The organism is Pedobacter sp. PLR, from assembly GCF_026239675.1.
Lineage (GTDB): Bacteria > Bacteroidota > Bacteroidia > Sphingobacteriales > Sphingobacteriaceae > Pedobacter.
In genome coordinates, this window is sequence record NZ_JAPIVQ010000022.1 from 1 (window position 1) to 3,076 (window position 3,076).

2 protein-coding genes are annotated in these 3,076 nt (G+C 43.5%); both read right to left on the reverse strand.

All coding sequences use genetic code 11. The annotated features are described in order from the left end of the window. A partial coding sequence (locus OQX61_RS24140) for a hypothetical protein (protein WP_265844408.1) occupies nucleotides 1–1,887 on the reverse strand: 1,887 nt, incomplete at its 3' end. A 49-nt stretch (nucleotides 1,888–1,936) separates the two neighbouring features. Continuing rightward, nucleotides 1,937–2,482 (reverse strand): tail fiber protein, encoded by a 546-nt coding sequence (locus tag OQX61_RS24145; protein WP_265844409.1) that lies wholly within the window; start codon nucleotides 2,480–2,482, stop codon nucleotides 1,937–1,939. Nucleotides 2,483–3,076: the final 594 nt, after the last annotated feature.

Consider the following 3,076-nt stretch of genomic DNA (forward strand, 5'->3'; position numbering starts at 1 on the left):
ATTTTGCGTATCTCCCGCCGTTACACCCAGAAAATTAGGCGCAACAGGAAGTGTTTTATCATATATAACGGTAGAAGCATCGTTGGTAGTGGTCACTGCAGTACCTGCATTTCCTGCAAAATCTGAATAGCTGATTTGGAAAGGAACTGCTCCTTCTGCGTTCACAAGGGTCAGGTTCGCTGTAGCAGTCCATACGTTGTTCGCAGCAGATACTACACTAGCCGCTGGCGATCCATAAAACGATACAAGCGGGGTGCCTAAACCTTCAGAACCGGTAAAGGTTAGGCTTACCTGATCTCCGGGTTTCGCTAAAGCAGGATTTGGATTATTACTGCTGATACTCACATTACTTAGCGTAGGTGTAGTTTTATCTAAGGTCACCATGGAGCCGGTGCTGACTGTAGTTTGTTGCGCTCCGGTATTACCATAAGTATCTGTATAGTTGATGGTAAAAGGAACTACGCCTTCTGCCAGACCCGAAGGTAGCACATAGAGCGCTACCCAGTTAAATCCTCCCGCAGGAGATGCCGTAACCGTTGCGCCTCCAATAGTTACTATTGGGGTCGTGATGCTTTCAGAAGCTCTGAAAGATAAGGTAACTACAGCACCGGCCTTTGCATAAGCAGGATAGGAAGCATTATTAGCTACAATAGATACGAAGGGTAAAGTTGGTGGGACACCATCAATGAGGACATTACTACTGCCAGCTAAAGATTCGGCAGCGTCAAGGGCAGGTAATTGTAATAAGGCGTTGTCTCCCAGGGCGTCTGTTAAAACCGCCCCATTGAGCTCAAGCGCAGTGGTACTTGTATAGTTAAGGTCAGGGCTGGTTTCGCCAGCCGCTACCGTATAGTTAAAAGTAAGGGTATTCGTGCCAGTTCCTGAGGCATAGTTGACATAGGTATTTGGGGCTGAGTTTAGTTTCAATCTTGGGGTACCGGAAACCACATTAACCAGGTCACTGAACTTTACGAGTATAGCTACTGTTTCGCCGATACGAAACTGGCCGGTTGTGGGATTCGAAATAACGCTCAATACGCTGGAACCCAGCTTGTAAATAGGTTGAGGGCCAGGGAAAGCACCACCAGTTGTACCTGGAATCAGGACTTTAGCATCGGTGGTATTGTCTGTTGCTGTCCAGCTTGCAGTGTTTTTAATCTGGGCGAGTAAAGTTGATTTTGAACCGGAAAACGTACCACTATAAGCATTGAAATCCCGTTGCTGATCAACGGTTTTAAAGGAGATTAAAGAGGTATAGGCATTCGCGGTTTTTAAGGCTGCCGGAAGTATAGAACTTTGGTTTTTTGGTGTTTTAGTATCTTTTGTCCAGCCCGTACTTTCGTCAATCTCGTCAAGATCAGGGTTTTTGGAATTGGTAAATCCGTAAATGAAATCCGGACTGGTTTTAGTACCTGTGTATAAGAACCAGGAATCTCCGGCATTGATCGGAATAGGAGCTGCAACAGCATGTGACCAACTGCTGGCATCCAGGCTAATTGATCCAAAAGTATTTGGCAGGATGGATACAGTAGGACTGACACCACTTTGTATGGTCACGGTAAACACCGTACCTGCAGGAACCTTAGTGGTTACAGTCCAGTTGGCAGTCCCATCAGGACTAGTCGTTGCCGGAGGGACAGGTGCCAGAACAAAAGCACTTCCTGTATAGCCAATGTCTGTCAGGTGGATTACCGTTCCCGTAGGGATCTCAGTTAAGGCAACGAAAGAAATTGTCGCCCTGGGTGTAGGATTAACCGTTGTTTCTGCATTCACTCCGATGATGGCCAGATCACCGGCAACTAGTTGTGCGGTACTGGTTTTGGCGGAAAATAAAAATAAACAAAATACAATAAACAGGTTAAACTTTTGTAGGTATGATGTCTTCATAGGGAGAGCGTTAATTTTAAAATTGAGAGCGTTTTTTAAAGTTTTATGGTTAATTTCTTGAAGGGAATATACCCTCCGTGCAAATGATGTAACTCATTGCAAGTGTGGGTTGCAGGATTGATATTGGCACGTTACCTCCGGTTAATGCATTGGTAGTGGTTGTGCCATTCAAGGCAACTGTAGGTGCATTGCTGGTATAGCTAAATATTTGATTGACACTGGTGTCAACCATTGTAGCCAATGAACTTCCTGCAACCGGGACAGCTACACTCCCTTCTACATCACTTACCTTTGTAGTGGCAACATGCGTATGCGCGGGCATATTTGTTTGTAAAATCGAAATATTTTCGGTACCTGATGTTTGACCCAAAACGTAATTACTTAAACCCGGACCTTGCCCCCAACCAATCGCTGCCCTGCCTCTAAGGTCTGGCAAAGCAAAAGTAGTTTGTCCATTCCCACCATAAGTAGTTCCTAGAATTGAAAACAAAGCCGTGTTTTGGGCTATTGAGAATGTTTGTCCATTACAAAAAGCCCAGCCTCTGGGTGCAAAGTTTCCACCAAATAGCTTGACTATTCCTAAAAATTCTTCCATAATAAATTGTGTTGAGTATAATTGTTGATTTGATTTGAGAGGCGAAAAGAACTTTCAGGCTTTGGTCCATAGCGATGGCTCAGCGCTGAAAGAAAAATCAGGGAAATAGAAATGTCCATGAGACAATTTGATTGAGAGGTTAATTATCAGTTACTTATTGTAAAATTATATAAAAAACATCAACATATGTGCGTATGCGAAAATTTTTATTTTAAATTAGTTTTCTTTCAATTGATGTTTGTTTGTGAAGATTTTTTTTGAAAAATATTGTAATCTGTATAAAAAAAATTGGCCATAATCGAAGCAAGGCCTTAATTGAAGCAATCCCTCAGCACTAACCATGACCACCGGGTTTTTCTTTAGCCTCCCGGGAAAGAGATTAGGCTACGACAGGGCCCCGGAGGATTTTAATGCTCCCCTCAAAGGGAGCATTAAAGTTTTCCAGACCTGGAGGAGTCCTAACTCTTTCTCTGCTATTTAGTCAGGTTCAACCTCAGGTTCAGTTCAAAACTACCATTCGTATAACCGCTTAACGCTGAAGTCTGCGTCGTATACATGCCAGAGATCAGGTACTTATTTCTGAAATCCATACCG